We start from the raw sequence: 14,976 nt of genomic DNA on the forward strand, positions 1-14,976 counted from the left end.
TTATTTCACCCCCAGAGCTTTAACGTAAGACGCTGGATTATAAATATGCTCAGCTGCAGTCGCTATATACGGATAAAGTTGTTCACTGCATAATCCAAATAATACAGCCACTGTTGTCATGATAACAGAAGCAATCAGCATTTTATGATAAGGTTTGGTTTCATATACAATTCCCTTATCATCACCGAAAAATACCATGATAAAGATTTTTATAACAGAGAGCAGTACGATCAAGCTACTGATCAAAATGATAAGTGCACTTGCAGTATAACCTTCTATAAAGGCCGCTTTTACGATAAAAAATTTACCGAAGAATCCACTGAGTGGTGGAATACCAGCTAAGCATAAAGCTGCAATAAAGAATGTCCACCCGAGCACAGGATAGCGTTTAATTAAGCCGCTGATATTTCTAATATCTGTTTCTCCTGTGATCTTAATGATCACACCGACTAGCATAAAGAGACTTGCTTTAATGAGCATATCGTGAATTAAATAGTATATGCCACCGATTGTAGACTCTTTTGTAAATATGACGATACCCATAATAATTACACCGACTGCAATCATAATGTTATAAATAATAATCTTCTTCATATCGAAATATGCAATCGCACCGATACAGCCGAATATTATTGTGAGCAATGCAAGGACAAGTAATATATTTGTTACTACAGGTCCTGAATAACTGAAGAACAAGCTATATGTTCTATAGATTGCATAGACACCGACTTTCGTAAGTAATGCCCCAAACAATCCTAGGATTGGTATCGGCGGTGCATAATAAGCGCCCGGTAGCCAGAAATAAAGTGGGAACATTCCCGCTTTCGTTGCAAATATGAAGATAAATAGAATAGATACAACGATAATAATATCCTGATCCTGAATCGTTGATATTCTACTGCTGATATCTGCCATGTTCAGCGAGCCGACTACAGAATAAAGCATCCCAATTGCCAGCACGAAAAAGGCAGAAGATGTGACATTGACCAAAATATATTTAATACTTTCCTGTAGCTGTATCTTCGTTCCTCCGATGATCATCAGAACATAGGAAGCAATTAAGAAGACTTCGAAGAATACGAACAAGTTAAAGATATCTCCTGTTGTAAATGCACCGTTAAGTCCCGCAAGCATAAACATTACAGAAGTATAGTAATAATAAGTTTCACGATCTTTTCCGATTGTCTGGAAAGAGTAGAAGATCATGAGCAATGTAATAAATGTAGAAGTTACTACAAGAATTGAAGCAAACATATCAGAAACAAGGACGATACTATAAGGTACTTTCCAGTTCCCGAGCTCTAGATATGTCGTTCCATTCTTGTATACATGAAAGAACTGTATCACAGCTGCAATAAGTGTGATTAATGTGCCGAAAAAAGCCACCATACGCTTGATGATTGGACGTTTACCAATCAGGATTAATATAATTGCGGTAATTGCGGGCAGAATGATCGGCATTATAACTAAGTTACTCATCATCCGGCACCCCCTTAAAATCAGCTACGTTATCAGTTCCGAGTTCTTTATAGCTACGAAAAGCGAGTACAAGGAAAAATGCAGTTACGGCAAAGCTGATAACGATAGCTGTTAAGATCAGTGCCTGTGGAATAGGATCAACATATATTTTATGCTTTCCGGAATAAATCGGAGAAGCAGCATTTTTTAAAGTGCCGCTAGTAAGAAGCAGCAAATTGACTGCGTGCGAAATAATTGAAGAACCAATGATAATTCTAATTAAACTTTTAGAAAGAATTAAATAGACACCAGCAGCAACTAATATGCCGCTTAAAATAATTATTAATATTTCCATTATTCATTCTCTCCAATCGTTAAGATGATTGTCAGTGTCGTTCCGATAACGACGAGCATTACCCCAATATCGAAGAATAATGCTGTATGATAATGTATTGCACCAAGTACAGGTACATGCAGTTCGCCAAAAGAATGCGTAAAAAATGGTTTGCCTTGCAATAAACTGATAAGCGGTGTCGCATAGCAAAATATAAGTCCAATACCGATTACTTTTTTGAAGTCAATTGGCAGGATACGATATAAAGTCTTAATATCATAAGCGATTAATATGCTCAGTAACGCAGCAGAAATTAATAATCCACCAACGAAACCACCACCTGGCAAATAATGTCCGTTCATAAATATAGAGAATGCAAACATTACAATGATGAAGAAGACGACAAGCGTACAGAATTGTAATATCACATCATTATCTTGTTTCTTCATTATGTTCACCTCTCGTCTTTCTTAATCTGACTAGTGTATAGATACCGATTCCTGCAATGGCGAGCACACTTGATTCAAATAATGTATCAAAACCACGGAAATCCACGAGGATAACATTGACCATGTTTTTTCCGGCTGCAAGATCATATACATTTTTGATGTAGTATTCAGAAATAGATGTAAAGTGTTTATTGCTATAAGATACTAATGCAATGAGTGACACGATTATACCTGTAGCAATGGCAATGATAACATTTGTAACTTTAAATTTCTTTTCCTCAACGTGACGGTATTTCTTAGGCATGTGATAGAAACACATCAGGAATAAAGCGGTTGAAATGGTTTCGATTGACAACTGTGTGAGTGCAAGGTCCGGCGCTTTAAAGAATACGAAGAGTAAAGCGATTGAATAGCCTATCGCACTCAGCATTATAATACTGAATAATCGCGACTGAGCCTTTAATATCATTATCGTTGCAATCACGATGATTAATATAAGCACAAGTTCATACAGTCGAATACTGGCAATGGATTCAAAGTATATTGAGAGATCAGTTTTTAAAAACACATACACAGACATCAATAATAATGTTGAGAAAATACTTAAAATGCTGAAACGAATAGAGTGATAGACAAGTCTTCTATTCACTTCGTAGCTGAGCTTTTGTGATTGATCTAATATAATATTATATACGTTATTCAACTTTAATTGCGCAGGCCATAACTGGTAAACCTTCTGCCACTTTGTAATAAAGTAGAGCAGGACACTACCAATAATAATGATTGCCAGCGTAATTAAAAGAGGCGTATTAATACCATGGAAATGATGGATCTGTTTTAACGTAACAGTATCGTTCACAATTGCACTTGTTGCTGATTGCAATAACGGGCGGAACATATCCGGTAATACTGATATTATCAACATCACTGAAATAAGTATAATCGGTGATAATAAAAAGAATATCGGTGCTTCGTGTGGCTTCTTTTCAGTTTTGTTTTGGGTTTTGTTAGGTAGGAACACATCTTTAATCAGTTTTAAAGAGTAGATAAATGTAAATATACTGCCGACAAACATCAATAGTAGTAGGAACCCACTTAGTAATGTATTAAATAACCCATGTTCTGCTGATAATAATACAGATTCTAAAAACATTTCCTTACTGATAAATCCATTAAACGGGGGCACACCAGCCATGCTGAGTACACCTAACGTTGTAAGTGTAAATGTTATTGGCATGATAAACATTAAGCCGTTGAGCTTATGAATATTACGTGTCCCTGTTTCATGATCGATAATACCGACGAGCATAAACAGTGCACCTTTAAATGTTGCATGGTTCAATATATGGAATACAGCAGCAGTAACTGCAATATAATATGCTGTTTCATGTCCTGCTTTTAAACTGATTGACCCAATACCGAGTAAGCTCATGATAAGTCCGAGCTGACTGACTGTACTGAAAGCTAAAATACCTTTCAAATCAATTTGATTGACTGCTTTAATAGAAGCAAAGCACATTGTGAATAATCCAACGATAACGATTGCATATGTCCATGTATTACTCACTGCAAATAATGGTGTAAATCTTGCAACTAAATAAATGCCGGCTTTAACCATCGTTGCAGAATGCAGGTAAGCACTGACAGGTGTCGGTGCCTCCATCGCATCTGGTAACCAGATGTGGAACGGAAACTGCGCAGATTTTGTAAATGCTGCAAGTAGAATAAGGATAGCTGCTAACGTGAACAATGAGTGTGACTGCACTTTTGTTGCTTGGATAAACATATCAGAAATAACAGGTGTGCCTGTAATACTGATTAGGATGCTCAACCCACCAAGCATCATCAATCCGCCAAACACTGTGATTAGCATTGACTTCAATGCCCCGTCGGTTGATTTCTCTTTGTGGTACCAGAATGATATAAGCAGGAAGCTTGAGATACTTGTAAGCTCCCAGAATAAATAGAGCGATAAGACATTGTTGCTTGTTACAACGCCTAACATTGCCCCCATAAACAATAATAAGTATGTATAGAAACGACCGAGCGCTTCCTCTTTATGCAGGTAATGAATCGAATAAAATACAACAAGCGTTCCAATGATTGAGATGAGTAATGTAAATAGCAATGCCAAGCCATCAAGACGGATATCAAAGTTGAGACCGATACTTGGCATCCAGGTGAAGTGTTTGTTGATGGGTGCGTGCATCACTGTTTGAATTAACGATAAAAAGTAGAGTGACGCGATAACAGGTACAAGTAACACAAAATAGCCTGTATGTATGCCTTTTATATACTTTGCCAAAATGCCAGGTAAAAGACTAGCGAAGATTGGAAGTAATACGATTAATAATATAGACACCGATTGAACCTCCTTTAAATTTCATATTCTCTATTATACAGAAAAATGTGAGTTTATTAACGACACTGCTTGGAATAAAATATCATTGTACATATAAAATTCATATTTCTTTAAATAAGAAGAAAACATATTTCCAAATTCAAAAGTTCACGAAATTGTAACAATATAACTTTAAAATTTAACTTTATATTGTCTTTCATATTCTCCCTTTAAATTTCGAAGCATTGCCAATGACTGCTGATTAAATGCACTATCCTCTTTATTAAGTTTTTCTTCCATCTTACTGATAGCATTACGGAGTGATTCTTCATAGGACAGAGGAGCTGCTTCATAAGGTTTCAATAAATTTTTATCAACAATGCGTTTTTCTTTGAAGCTTAGTGCACGGCGTTCATGGAAAAAGACATTTTCCACTTCGTTACGGTTATGTAGATCACCTTGAGTGGGGTGGGTGATAACGTTTATAACCTGGACAAGTTCGCCGTTTGGTCTTGATTCCAGATGTTCTACAATATAAATTCCTGTTTTATGCATTAGTCTAAAATACATATTCATCATCCTTTATGTTAAAATGGTTTATTGTAAACATCATATCATGAAGGAGAGAGAAAAATGACTAATTTTCCTCAATTAAGTACAGAAATTTCTGAAAATGAAAAACTCGTAACAATGCATACAAATAAAGGTGTAATGAAGTTTAAGTTATTTCCTGAAATTGCACCAAAGACTGTAGAGAACTTTATTCAGTTATCACAAAAAGGATACTATGAAGGCATTACGTTCCACCGTGTGATCAATGACTTTATGATTCAAGGTGGAGACCCAACTGGTACTGGCATGGGTGGAGAAAGTATTTATGGTGACAAATTCGAAGATGAATTTTCTATGGAAGCTTTCAATCTATACGGTGCATTATCGATGGCAAATGCAGGGCCGGATACAAATGGTTCACAATTCTTTATCGTACAGATGAAACAAGTGCCGGCACAAATGTTATCACAGTTAAAGCAGGGTGGCTGGCCAGAAGAAATTGTTGATGCATATGCTGAACATGGAGGCACACCATGGTTAGACCAGAAACATACGGTATTTGGTCAGTTGGTTGAAGGTGCAGATACGTTAGAAACTATTGCAGCAGTAAAAGTAGGCGGGCAAGATAAACCTCTTGAAGATGTGATTATCGAACGTATTGAAATACAATAATTAATCATTCATAAGTCATGAAATCGTCATGACTTATGATTTTTTTTTATATCCATCATGTTATAATAATAAAATTAGGAGTGTGAAGTTATTATGATGGAATTTCTATATTTCCCTGAAAATAAGTGGGAGTATATACCTGCAGTCATTTCGCTGATCTTTTTTATGGTCCTTGCTTATATCACATATCGTTTCTTTAAGAAGAATTCAGAAGCGGAAGAGAAAAAGTTAAAAGCATTTGAAGCAGAAGTTATGCAAAGATTAAAAGAGGATAAAGACCATGAATCCAGAATTTAATATTAAGATGTATCAAATTTTAAACCAATGGAATCCGATGCAGCTTGAAGATGCAAACGAGGGCGATATGGAGTATTACGAAATCATGGATATCATTCATCAGAAACTGCCTTACAAAATCACAATTGAAAAGATTCAAGATGTCTTCCTATTCAGTTTTGACGCATCTCTTTCTGAAACAGAAATAGCAGATGTTCTGGTACAAATATATGCATTAGATCAATCATGTGAAGTGTAGACTTCACATGATTTTTTTTAATGATTTAATTATGATAAAATAAGCTTAAGAAAATGAGGGATGAAGATGAAGAAGACATATAAAAAGGGACAGTTTATAAAAGTAAAGGTTACAGGCATTCAGCCATATGGTGCATTCGTTGAAACTGAGGATCATACTGAAGGTCTGATCCATATCTCAGAAGTAATGAACGATTATGTCCACAATTTAAATTTGTTGCTATCAGTAGGACAGATTGTGAAGGTTAAAGTATTGAATGTTTCAAGAGATGGGAAACTCAACTTAAGTTTGAAAGAAAATGAATACTTTAAGAAACAAGAAAGAAAGAAAACGAAACGTTCGGTACTGGAGCAGCTCAATGAGCCTGAATCTATTGGTTTTGAGACACTTCAAGAACGTTTACCCGGGTGGATAGAACGCGGATTAAAGCTATAATTTTTATTCGCGAACATGTATAAATAATTTTTGTAAAATTTCGAGCATTTAGGGTTGAACTATTGAAAGAAATTGTTCATTATATGTATGTAAGGGTTTTCTAACCATAATACTAAGGGGGAAAATATTAAATGATTTCGTACAGACATGAACCTTTTACAGATTTCACTGTAGAAGAGAATAAACAGGCGATGCTAAAAGGTATCGAAACAGTAAAAGGATATTTAGGAGAAGACTATCCGCTCATTATCGGGGGTGAGCGTATCTTTACGGATAATAAAGTACGTTCATATAATCCGGCGAATCGTGAAGAAACAGTCGGTAATGTATCACAAGCAACACAAGAACATGCTGAACAAGCAATGAAAGTTGCTAAAGAAACATTCAGAACATGGAGAAATACAGACCCTAAAATGCGTGCAGACATCTTATTCCGAGCGGCTGCAATCATTCGTCGCCGTAAACATGAATTCTCAGCGATCATGATTAAAGAAGCTGGTAAACCTTGGAACGAAGCGGATGCAGATACAGCTGAAGCAATCGACTTCCTTGAGTTCTATGGACGTGAAATGTTACGTCTTAAAGATGGCGCAAAAGTTGAGAGCCGTCCAGGTGAATATAACCGTTATGACTATATCGCTCTAGGTGTGGGTGTTGTTATTTCACCTTGGAACTTCCCATTAGCAATCATGGCAGGAACAACAGTTGCACCTCTAGTTACGGGTAACACTGTACTACTTAAACCTTCAAGTAATACTTCGGTTGTTGCATATAAGTTTATGGAAGTATTAGAAGAAGCGGGTATGCCTAAAGGTGTAGTAAACTATATTCCAGGTTCAAGCCGTGATATTGGGGACTTCATCGTAGATCACGTAGATACACGCTTTGTCTCATTTACTGGGAGCCGCGACGTTGGCATTCATATTTATGAGCGTGCAGCGAAGGTTCATGAAGGACAATTAAACTTAAAACGTGTCATCGCTGAAATGGGTGGTAAAGATACAATCGTTGTTGACTCTGAAGCAGACATTGAATTAGCAGCAGAATCAATCGTGAAATCAGCGTTTGGTTTCTCAGGTCAGAAATGTTCTGCATGTTCTCGTGCAGTCATCGTTGAAGATGTATACGATGAAGTTGTTGCATTAGTTAAAGAGAAAACTGAAAAGTTATCTGCAGGGAACCCAGAGACGAATGAACATTTCATGGGACCTGTCATCGATGAAAAATCATTAAATAAAATTAAAGAATACATTGAAATCGGTAAATCTGAAGGACGTTTACTTGTAGGTGGAACAACTGAGGAGTCAGTTGGAAACTTTGTAAATCCAACAGTTTTCGTTGATCTAAAACATGATGATCGCTTAATGCAGGAAGAAATCTTTGGTCCTGTTGTCGGAATTACTAAAGCGAAAGACTTCACGCAAGCAATCGAATTTGCAAATGATACAGACTACGGTTTAACAGGTGCGGTTATTACAAATAATCGTGAACATCTAGAACAGGCACGTCGTGACTTCATGGTAGGTAACTTATACTTCAACCGTGGATGTACAGGTGCAATCGTTGGATACCAGCCATTTGGTGGATTTAAAATGTCAGGTACAGATTCTAAAGCAGGCGGACCGGACTACTTAGTACTACACATGCAAGGTCGTACAACTTCCGAAATGCTTTAATCTATATAAAATCTAAACAGTAGTGCGCCGCACTACTGTTTTTAAAAAAGGGGAATAATAATGACTAAATCTCAAGATATTATCGAAATTACAAATCATTACGGAGCGCCAAACTATCATCCGCTACCAATCGTGATCTCAGAAGCTGAAGGGGTATGGGTAAGTGACCCGGAAGGCAACAAATATATGGATATGTTATCAGCGTACTCAGCGGTAAACCAAGGACACCGTCATCCAAAGATTATTCAAGCATTGAAAGATCAGGCTGACCGTGTGACATTAACTTCACGTGCTTTCCACAGTGACCAATTAGGTCCCTGGTATGAAAAGATCTGTAAACTTGCAGGTAAAGAAATGGTATTACCAATGAATACAGGTGCGGAAGCAGTTGAAACTGCAATTAAAGCAGCACGACGCTGGGCTTATGATGTTAAAGGTGTAGCGAAAGATCAAGCTGAAATCATTGCGATGAAAGGAAACTTCCATGGTCGTACGATGGCCGCCGTATCATTATCAAGCGAAGCAGAATACCAACGTGGCTATGGTCCGTTATTGGGTGGCTTTAAACTTGTTGAGTTTGATGATATCGAACAGATTAAAGCGGCTATAACACCGAACACTGCTGCGGTATTACTTGAGCCAATTCAAGGCGAAGCAGGTATCAATATTCCTGAAGATGGATTTTTAAGACAAGTGCGCGATGTATGTACTGAAAACAATGTATTATTTATCGCCGATGAGATCCAGGCAGGCCTTGGACGCTCCGGTAAGATGTTTGCTACAGATTGGGATAATGTAGTCCCTGATATGTATATTCTAGGTAAAGCATTAGGTGGGGGAGTATTCCCAATCTCATGTGTATTAGCTGATAAAGAAATCTTAGAAGTGTTCAATGCAGGTAGCCATGGTTCAACATTTGGTGGTAATCCGTTAGCGTGTGCAGTTTCAAATGCAGCATTAGATGTATTAGTGGATGAGAAGTTAGCAGAACGTTCCTTAGAATTAGGAGAATACTTCCAGTCCAAATTAAAAGAAATTGACAACCCAGTAATCAAAGAAGTTCGTGGTAAAGGATTATTTATTGGTGTTGAATTAAATGAAGCAGCACGTCCATACTGTGAACAACTTAAAGAACTAGGGTTACTATGTAAAGAAACACATGACACGGTCATCCGCTTTGCACCCCCTTTGATCATCTCTCAAGAAGATTTAGACTGGGCGATCGACAAAGTACAACAAGTATTTTCAAAATAGTTGGTAGCGTTTTCAATTTTAGACTTTTAAAAGTTTTTTAATATGTTACAATTAACAATGTAGAATTATAGAATATAAAAAGAGGCGAATAAAATGTCAGAAACTACTAACTTAGTGTCATCTACACAGGAAATTATTCATGAAGCTTTAGAAAAATTAGGGTTTGATGAAGGTATGTATGATTTAGTGAAAGAACCATTACGTCTATTAACAGTACGTATTCCAGTACGAATGGATGATGGTTCGGTTAAAACTTTCACGGGTTACCGTGCTCAGCATAATGATGCTGTAGGTCCTACTAAAGGTGGGGTACGTTTCCATCCGGATGTTGATGAAGATGAAGTGAAAGCTTTATCAATGTGGATGACATTAAAATGCGGTATCGTTGATCTACCATACGGTGGGGGTAAAGGGGGTATCGTGTGTGATCCACGTCAGATGAGTATTCATGAAGTTGAACGTTTATCTCGTGGTTATGTTCGTGCGATTTCTCAAATCGTAGGTCCAACGAAAGATATTCCAGCACCGGACGTATTTACAAACAGTCAGATTATGGCTTGGATGATGGATGAATACAGCATGATGGATGCATTCAACTCTCCAGGATTTATTACAGGAAAACCGATTGTACTTGGAGGATCACAAGGACGTGACCGTTCAACTGCATTAGGAGTAGTAATTGCGATTGAAGAAGCAGCAAAACGTCGTGGTAAGCAGATTAAAGATGCTCGAGTAGTTATTCAAGGTTTCGGTAATGCAGGAAGTTTCTTAGCGAAGTTCTTATATGATGCTGGCGCTAAGGTTGTCGGAATTTCAGATGCATATGGTGCTTTACATGATCCGAATGGTTTAGACATCGATTATCTATTAGATCGTCGTGATAGCTTCGGTACAGTAACGAATCTTTTTGAAGATACAATTACTAATAAGGAATTATTCGAATTAGATTGTGACATTCTAGTACCAGCTGCAATTTCTAACCAGATTACTGGTGATAATGCACATGATATTAAAGCAGATATCGTAGTTGAAGCTGCAAATGGTCCAACAACACCTGAAGCAACTAAAATTTTAACTGAACGCGGCATTCTACTTGTGCCAGATGTACTTGCAAGTGCAGGTGGAGTTACTGTATCGTACTTTGAATGGGTACAGAATAATCAAGGCTATTACTGGACAGAAGAAGAAGTTAATGAGAAGTTAAGAGATAAGCTTGTAACTGCATTTGATAATGTATATACATTATCACAAAACAGAAATATTGATATGCGTCTAGCAGCATACATTATCGGTATTAAACGAACAGCAGAAGCTGCACGTTACCGTGGATGGGCTTAATCATTTTCAATTCTATATTTTTTATGACATAATATGCTTAATTGCGTATTATGTCATTTTTAATTCAGGAGGAAGCAATGAATCAATTTACATTTTATAATCCAGTTAAACTAGTATTTGGAAAAGAAAGTCTGGAACAGCTGAACGATATGGTGAAAGCCTATAGCAACGGGAATAAAGTACTACTTACCTATGGTGGTGGAAGCATTAAGAAGACAGGTCTTTACGACGAAGTAATGGAAAAGCTATCAGACTTTGAAGTATTTGAACTCGCTGGAATCGAACCGAATCCACGTGTTGAAACGGTACGCAAAGGTGTAGAAATTGTGAAAGCGCATGATATCGACTTTATCGTAGCAGTAGGTGGTGGATCTGTCATCGACGGTACGAAATTGATTGCAGCTGCAAGTAAATATGATGGTGATGCATGGGATATCGTTACACGTAAAGCACAAGTAAATGATGCTGTACCATTTGGCACGGTATTAACTTTATCGGCAACAGGTTCTGAAATGAACTCAGGCAGTGTTATTACAAACTGGGAGACGAATGAGAAGTTAGGATGGGGTTCGCCACTTGTTTTTCCTAAGTTCAGTCTGTTAAATCCAGAAGTGCTATACACATTACCAGAACATCAGACGGTAAACGGTATTATTGATAGCATGAGTCACCTATTAGAACAGTACTTTAACGAAGCGGATAATACAGAAGTACAAGACCAAATGATCAGTGGCGTACTGAAGACTGTGATGAAGACTGGACCAATTGCAGTGAAAGACCCTAAAAATTACGAAGCACGTGAGACATTGATGCTATCATCAACAGTTGCATTAAACGGTTTCCTGCGTCTAGGTTACGTTGGTGACTGGGCAACGCATAACTTAGAACATGCAGTAAGTGCCGTCTATGATATTGCACACGGTGCAGGTCTTGCGATATTATTCCCTGAATGGATGCGCTATGTAAGTAAGCAGTCTCCAGCACGTTTTGTGAAGTTTGCTGAAGATGTATTCAATGTAGAGGCATCTTTATCAGATGAAGACAAGATCAATTATGCGATTGATGAACTTCAGAACTTCTGGACAAGTCTAGGAGCGAAGCAGAAGTTATCTGATTACGGAGTGAACGCTGAAGATTTAGAAGCATTTGCAGATAAAACTTTAATCTATGGCCCATTCGGTAACTTCTATAAGTTACAACGTGAAGATATACTGGCAATCTATAAAGCAGCGTTATAAATCAGTACGCAAATAAAAAGCAGCGGATTCCGCTGCTTTTTTACATACATTGTTCTGCTTTTGCAATTTGTTTCATCACGCTTTTTGTACTTGTACCATTGTCATTGATTCTTCTATTTACTGCATGTTCGGGGTTGAGCTTCGTATATATATCGTTCGTAATATCTTTATTAACCGTTTGATAATGGCCTAATGGAATATCTTTTAGCAGGATATTGTTATCAATTGCGTAAAGTACGAGTTGTCCTGTTATTTCATGTGCGTCTCTAAAAGGGAGGCCGAGCGTCACGAGATAGTCTGCAAGTTCCGTCGCATTTGAGAAATCATTTTGTGTGATATCTGTTAGATGTGCCGCATTGACTTCCATCGTATCTATCATGCCAGTGAATATTTGAACAGACTGCAATGCTGTATCGATACTATCGAAGAATCCTTTCTTGTCTTCTTGCAAGTCTTTATTATATGCAAGTGGTAAACCTTTAATCGTCATCAGCAGTCCCATATAGTTACCTGCCACTGTTCCGGATTTACCTCGTATGAGTTCGGCCATATCTGGATTCTTCTTCTGCGGCATAATGGATGAACCTGTAGTATAGGCATCACTTAAAGTTACAAATTTAAATTCTTCGCTGCACCAAAGAATAATCTCTTCAGAGAAACGAGACAGATGCATCATAAGAAGATTAATATTATGCATTATATCGAGTACATAGTCTCTGTCGCTTACTGCATCGATGCTGTTTGCATAGACATCATCAAATTCGAGCAGTGAAGCTGTATACTGCTGGTCAATGGGAAAGGTCGTTCCTGCGAGTGCTCCTGAACCGAGTGGTGATATATTGATGCGTTTTAAGCCTTCACTGAATCTTGCTTTATCACGTTCCAGCATCCAGAAATATGTCATAATATGATGGCTGAAAAGAATCGGCTGTGCACGCTGAAGATGGGTATATCCCGGCATAATTACTGTATGGTACTGCTTGCTTAAATCGATTATGACGTGTTGTAATGCTTTTATAGATGTAATGATGGCCTCTGTCATCTCTTTTGCATACAAGTGCATATCTGTTGCGACCTGATCATTTCTTGAACGAGCGGTATGCATCTTTCCTCCAACAGGGCCGATTTTTTCTATCAGCAGTTTCTCGATATTAAGATGGATGTCTTCTAGTTCTTTTTTGAAAGTCACGTTACCCGCTTCATAGTCTTCTCTAATGTCCTGTAGTCCATTGATAATTTGATTCGCTTCATCTGAAGTGATGATATACGTCTTCTCAAGCATCGTAACATGCGCGATACTCCCTTTAATATCTTGGTAGAACAGTCTCGCATCAACTTCAATCGATTGATTGAAGTCGGCGACCTGTTCACTCATACTTTCTTTAAATCTGCCACCCCATAGCGCTTTACTCATGTGCATCACCTCTATACACTCTCGTTGCCTGCTTCACTGGAAGTTCATAGATTTCAATGAATCCGACACTTGCCTGCTGATTGAATGTATCTTCCTTCGTATAAGTTGCGAGCTTCTCGTTATACAGAGTGTTATCACTTTTTCTGCCGATTACTGTGATATTTCCTTTATAGAGTTTGACCTTTGTTTCGCCATTAACGTATTGCTGCATATCTGTTAACAGATGTTTCAGATGATCGGCAAGTGGAGAGAAGAATAAGCCGTTATATATAAGGTTAGCAAACTGCTGCTCAACATAGGGTTTAAAATGCTGTACATCTTTCGTTAAAGTGATTGTTTCAAGGTCTTTATGTGCTTTAAGGATGATCATTGCACCTGGTGCTTCATATACTTCACGTGATTTAATGCCGACAAGACGATTCTCAACGTGGTCGATTCTGCCGACACCGTGTTTGCCTCCTAATTCATTCAACTGTTTGATGATTTCGTGCAATTTTAAAGACTGTCCGTTTAATGCAGCTGGAAGTCCTGCTTTAAAAGTGATATCAATAATTTCTTCTTCATCTGGTGCATCTTTCGGTGATACGGTTAAGTCATATGCATCTTCAGGTGGTGTGGCATAGGGATCTTCTAAGATGCCGCATTCGTTACTTCTGCCCCATAAATTCTGATCGATTGAGTAGGGTGAATCTAAGTTGATAGGCACGGGAATATCATGCGCTTTAGCGTATTCAATCTCTTCTTCACGACTGAATCCCCAGTCACGAACCGGCGCAAGTGTCGTAATAGATGGATCGATACTATGAATCGCAACTTCAAAACGCACCTGGTCATTTCCTTTTCCTGTACAGCCATGTGCAATGAACTTCGCCTCATGTTGATGTGCAACTTCTACAAGCGCTTCAGCGATCAGCGGTCTGCTCAGTGCTGAAATAAGCGGATATGTATTTTCATAAAGGCTGTTCCCTTTGATCGCATATGATAGGTAGTCCTCTGCATATGCTTCAATCTTATCGAGCATGATCGATTCAATCGCGCCAACTTTGAGTGCTTTTTCTTTAATGTGTGCGAGATCCTTTCCTTCACCGACATCAAGGCAGCATGCGATAACATCATACCCTTTCTCGATTAACCATTGAATTGCGACGCTAGTATCTAATCCTCCAGAATATGCTAATACCACTTTTTGTTTTTCGTTCATTTCAATTCCCCCATTAGTTTTTGAATTTATTTTATTAATTAATATACATAATAATGTATCAGTATGCATAACTAAAATC

15 protein-coding genes are annotated in these 14,976 nt (G+C 37.8%); 8 read left to right on the forward strand and 7 right to left on the reverse strand.

Going from position 1 to position 14,976, the window contains the following annotated elements; translation table 11 throughout:
• The 5 genes from KYI10_03065 to KYI10_03085 form a co-directional block, all read right to left on the reverse strand.
• Positions 1 to 1,482, reverse strand: coding sequence for a Na+/H+ antiporter subunit D (locus KYI10_03065; GenBank protein ID QYA33430.1), 1,482 nt, complete (start codon positions 1,480 to 1,482; stop codon positions 1 to 3).
• Positions 1,472 to 1,813, reverse strand: coding sequence for a Na(+)/H(+) antiporter subunit C (locus tag KYI10_03070; GenBank protein ID QYA33431.1), 342 nt, complete (start codon positions 1,811 to 1,813; stop codon positions 1,472 to 1,474). The genes KYI10_03065 and KYI10_03070 overlap by 11 nt, the downstream gene beginning before the upstream one ends.
• Complete coding sequence (locus KYI10_03075) at positions 1,813 to 2,241, reverse strand: Na(+)/H(+) antiporter subunit B (GenBank protein ID QYA33432.1); 429 nt, start codon at positions 2,239 to 2,241, stop codon at positions 1,813 to 1,815. The genes KYI10_03070 and KYI10_03075 overlap by 1 nt, the downstream gene beginning before the upstream one ends.
• Positions 2,225 to 4,603 carry a Na+/H+ antiporter subunit A gene (locus tag KYI10_03080; GenBank protein ID QYA33433.1) on the reverse strand — a complete coding sequence of 793 codons (2,379 nt, stop codon included), beginning with the start codon at positions 4,601 to 4,603 and terminating at the stop codon, positions 2,225 to 2,227. Before KYI10_03080 ends, KYI10_03075 begins: the two co-directional genes overlap by 17 nt.
• A 171-nt stretch (positions 4,604 to 4,774) precedes the next feature.
• Positions 4,775 to 5,152, reverse strand: a complete 378-nt coding sequence (locus KYI10_03085) for a kinase-associated lipoprotein B (GenBank protein QYA33434.1) — start codon at positions 5,150 to 5,152, stop codon at positions 4,775 to 4,777.
• 63 nt (positions 5,153 to 5,215) lie between these two features.
• On the opposite strand from KYI10_03085, the gene KYI10_03090 reads away from it, so the two are divergent.
• From KYI10_03090 to KYI10_03125, 8 genes are all read left to right on the forward strand, one after another.
• Positions 5,216 to 5,806 (forward strand): peptidylprolyl isomerase, encoded by a 591-nt coding sequence (locus KYI10_03090; GenBank protein QYA33435.1) that lies wholly within the window; start codon positions 5,216 to 5,218, stop codon positions 5,804 to 5,806.
• A gap of 93 nt (positions 5,807 to 5,899) precedes the next feature.
• On the forward strand, positions 5,900 to 6,103 hold the full coding sequence (locus KYI10_03095) for a hypothetical protein (protein QYA33436.1): 204 nt from the start codon (positions 5,900 to 5,902) through the stop codon (positions 6,101 to 6,103).
• A complete protein-coding gene (locus KYI10_03100) occupies positions 6,087 to 6,341 on the forward strand; it encodes a DUF1871 family protein (protein QYA33437.1) in 255 nt (84 codons plus the stop codon). The genes KYI10_03095 and KYI10_03100 overlap by 17 nt, the downstream gene beginning before the upstream one ends.
• Before the next feature lie 66 nt (positions 6,342 to 6,407).
• Positions 6,408 to 6,776, forward strand: coding sequence for a S1 domain-containing post-transcriptional regulator Ygs (gene ygs / locus KYI10_03105; GenBank protein QYA33438.1), 369 nt, complete (start codon positions 6,408 to 6,410; stop codon positions 6,774 to 6,776).
• 131 nt (positions 6,777 to 6,907) lie between these two features.
• On the forward strand, positions 6,908 to 8,452 hold the full coding sequence (gene pruA, locus KYI10_03110) for an L-glutamate gamma-semialdehyde dehydrogenase (GenBank protein QYA33439.1): 1,545 nt from the start codon (positions 6,908 to 6,910) through the stop codon (positions 8,450 to 8,452).
• Between the two features lie 60 nt (positions 8,453 to 8,512).
• Positions 8,513 to 9,706 carry an ornithine--oxo-acid transaminase gene (locus KYI10_03115; protein QYA33440.1) on the forward strand — a complete coding sequence of 398 codons (1,194 nt, stop codon included), beginning with the start codon at positions 8,513 to 8,515 and terminating at the stop codon, positions 9,704 to 9,706.
• A 93-nt stretch (positions 9,707 to 9,799) separates the two neighbouring features.
• The gene (locus KYI10_03120; GenBank protein QYA33441.1) at positions 9,800 to 11,044 is read left to right on the forward strand and encodes a Glu/Leu/Phe/Val dehydrogenase; all 1,245 of its coding nucleotides are present in this window, start codon (positions 9,800 to 9,802) and stop codon (positions 11,042 to 11,044) included.
• Positions 11,045 to 11,121: 77 nt separating this feature from the next.
• Positions 11,122 to 12,282 carry an iron-containing alcohol dehydrogenase gene (locus tag KYI10_03125; protein ID QYA33442.1) on the forward strand — a complete coding sequence of 387 codons (1,161 nt, stop codon included), beginning with the start codon at positions 11,122 to 11,124 and terminating at the stop codon, positions 12,280 to 12,282.
• 40 nt (positions 12,283 to 12,322) lie between these two features.
• Here KYI10_03125 and argH read toward each other — a convergent pair whose 3' ends face one another.
• Both argH and KYI10_03135 read right to left on the reverse strand, forming a co-directional pair.
• Positions 12,323 to 13,696, reverse strand: a complete 1,374-nt coding sequence (gene argH, locus KYI10_03130) for an argininosuccinate lyase (protein ID QYA33443.1) — start codon at positions 13,694 to 13,696, stop codon at positions 12,323 to 12,325.
• Positions 13,689 to 14,897 (reverse strand): argininosuccinate synthase, encoded by a 1,209-nt coding sequence (locus tag KYI10_03135; protein QYA33444.1) that lies wholly within the window; start codon positions 14,895 to 14,897, stop codon positions 13,689 to 13,691. The genes argH and KYI10_03135 overlap by 8 nt, the downstream gene beginning before the upstream one ends.
• Positions 14,898 to 14,976: the final 79 nt, after the last annotated feature.

The sequence above is a fragment of the Macrococcus sp. 19Msa1099 genome, from assembly GCA_019357535.2.
Classification (GTDB): domain Bacteria; phylum Bacillota; class Bacilli; order Staphylococcales; family Staphylococcaceae; genus Macrococcoides; species Macrococcoides psychrotolerans.